General features: G+C 62.9%; 3 protein-coding genes and 1 tRNA gene. 2 read left to right on the top strand and 2 right to left on the bottom strand.

Annotation, left to right across the window (positions count from 1 at the left end; all coding sequences use genetic code 11):
- The first annotated feature begins 92 nt into the window (after positions 1-92).
- A tRNA-Leu gene (locus ACESNG_RS16840) sits at positions 93-174 on the top strand.
- A 222-nt stretch (positions 175-396) separates the two neighbouring features.
- On the opposite strand, the gene ACESNG_RS16835 is transcribed toward ACESNG_RS16840, so the two are convergent.
- Entirely contained in the window at positions 397-621 is a 225-nt protein-coding gene (locus tag ACESNG_RS16835) for a hypothetical protein (protein WP_373069884.1), read from the bottom strand.
- A 389-nt stretch (positions 622-1,010) separates the two neighbouring features.
- Here ACESNG_RS16835 and ACESNG_RS16830 point away from each other — a divergent pair, with 389 nt between their 5' ends.
- Positions 1,011-1,229 (top strand): hypothetical protein, encoded by a 219-nt coding sequence (locus tag ACESNG_RS16830; RefSeq protein ID WP_373063006.1) that lies wholly within the window; start codon positions 1,011-1,013, stop codon positions 1,227-1,229.
- Positions 1,230-1,877: 648 nt separating this feature from the next.
- On the opposite strand, the gene ACESNG_RS16825 is transcribed toward ACESNG_RS16830, so the two are convergent.
- Positions 1,878-2,130: hypothetical protein (locus tag ACESNG_RS16825; protein ID WP_373069882.1), on the bottom strand; the 253-nt coding region annotated here is incomplete at its 5' end.

The following is a 2,130-nucleotide window of genomic DNA, read 5'->3' as shown; positions in this document are numbered from 1 at the left end:
GCAGCGATGGACGCGTCATGTTGGATACCGGCGAAGCGATGGGTGGAAGGTCAGGGAGCGGGTGCACCCATTATATTCTCCTTTTGAAGTTTGCGGACGTGGCGAAATTGGTAGACGCACCAGCCTTAGGAGCTGGCGGGGCAACCTATCCCGGTTCGAGTCCGGGCGTTCGCATGTTGTGGTGAGACAATGCATTACTGAGATTGGGCACACCGTCTGCTCGGACCCCACGTGCCGTATGTCGCACAAACTGTCGTAGTGATCGTCGCCTTGTGCCGGCCCGCGTACGGCGAAGTTGCTGCGGTCGCTTGGCGCGTGAGAGAGAGGGGCACATACTCCGCTTGTCACGCCACCTCACGTTTCCACCTCTCCACTGCGACTCGCCCTCTGCGATCTTCACTCGGGAAATCCCTTGCGCACCGCACCGGCTGCTTCGCCCGTCGGGTCCAGGAGACGTGGGCACCGGAGCGTGAGGGAGAGCATTACCGTGAAGCGGCTCGACAGCTCACCGTCGAGTTTGCCCATGCGGAGTGGGGCCTCACGCTTCGGTGCACGGCCATAGACGCACGGGCCGTCGCGGCGCATGGCGCCCAGTGGGTGCCGGGCTTTCGCGCGTTCCATGCGCACAAGGGATACGCGCGGGACGATGAGGGGTGGAATTGGCGTGAGCTAGTCTGGGCACATCGCAATAAGACCACCCGCCTCGAGGCGGCGTTCTGGTGTGACGACGCACTGGTCGGCCTCGTCGTGGGTAGGCAGTCCCCAGGTCGGACACGCGTGTCAATCCATCGCCTCGCCGCATCACCCGTTGTCGCTCATCCCGCAAAAAGACTCGTCACCCCGCTGGAGATTGCGCTCGGCACCTACACAGCGCGTGCGTACGGAGCCGGAGAACTGCGTATTCTCGAACCCCTACCAGCCGTGGTGGGTATCTATGCGGAGAACGGGCTGACGCCGGTTGCGATAGGCGGGACCGTCCGGTACTGTTTTACAAGACTCTAGGAGGCCGTATGGCAACGCGCGCAGTGCCCCAGCATCAAATTGTCGGTGGAACGACGACCAGTCGCACCGCAGGATCTACGCGCACGGTCGAGTCCGTCGAGGCCGTCAAGGTGCGCGTCCGCAACGGTCCGTCGCCTATCGCGGGCTTCACACCGGACGGGATCCGCAAGATGGCCGCCGCCGAGGCAGACGGTCATGCGTTCGCCGGAGCGCGCCGCAAGAAGTAAGGCCATCTTCCCGAGGCCACTGAAACTCCCGCGCCCTAGCGAAACTCGCTAGGGCGCTCGTCGTTCGCCTGATGCATCTCGAGGGATACACCGTCCCTGCGCGGGCAGGCAGGCGACATGATATCGACGGCAATGCTCACCCCAGAGCTCGAGCGTAGCGTCGCCGGCTACGATCAGCGCGCTCGTCGCTTCTACAGGGCCGCAGCGGCATTGCTGGCGAACTATGAGACATCGGGCATTCCCACGATGTGGCACCTCTTCAGCTATTTACGCGTGGCGGGAAGCAGCATGACCCGATTGGTGGACCACGAGGCGTGGCTAACGCAGTGTAAGGAAGCCATGCCTGACATCGTGCAGATTGGCGATGAGATGCTTCGCGCTGGAGCGAGCCTCGCCGAAATGTCTGACGCGACCACGGCCGCGCTCGCGATACAGCGTACGACATCCGTGCTTCGCCATCGGGGGTTGGGATACTATGAGGTTTTCCGTCGGCGCGACGAGCTCCTGCGTCGCTCGAGGGACCAGTGGAAACCAAAATGCGACAGCTACGGCGTGATAATCAGCTGGTGTCGCGTTGTCCAGAGTCTCTCGATGAGCCAGCACGCATTTGACGTGGATTCGCACCGAACGTACGTAAAAAGTTCCGACCTAACTTTCGACGTTTGGATACTCCGAGACGGGGGAGGGAGCCGCGTCAGTCGGCCGTTTCGTCTCCCAGCGACTACTCGCCCGAGACAACACGAGACGCGGCGTGAAGAGCGCCGCGCGTCGTGGGCCCTCAGCCACGCTCCACAGGGCGTTGAGCTCCTCGTCGCTCCGGAGGATGAACGCGAGCGCATCGCTGCCGAGCGTAAGCCAGAGCACGTAGCGTGCGAGGGTTTCTGCTCGCACCGCATGCCAT

The sequence above is a fragment of the Gemmatimonas sp. genome, assembly GCF_041689975.1.
Taxonomy (GTDB): domain Bacteria; phylum Gemmatimonadota; class Gemmatimonadetes; order Gemmatimonadales; family Gemmatimonadaceae; genus Gemmatimonas.
The sequence above is the reverse complement of the archived record's forward strand: the minus strand, read 5'-3'. Positions and strand labels throughout refer to the sequence as shown.

Coding starts and splice junctions, on each gene's coding strand:
- ACESNG_RS16835 (WP_373069884.1), bottom strand. CDS start 621: ATGGAACGCGCGAAAGCCCGGCACCCACTGGGCGCCATGCGCCGCGAC.
- ACESNG_RS16830 (WP_373063006.1), top strand. CDS start 1,011: ATGGCAACGCGCGCAGTGCCCCAGCATCAAATTGTCGGTGGAACGACG.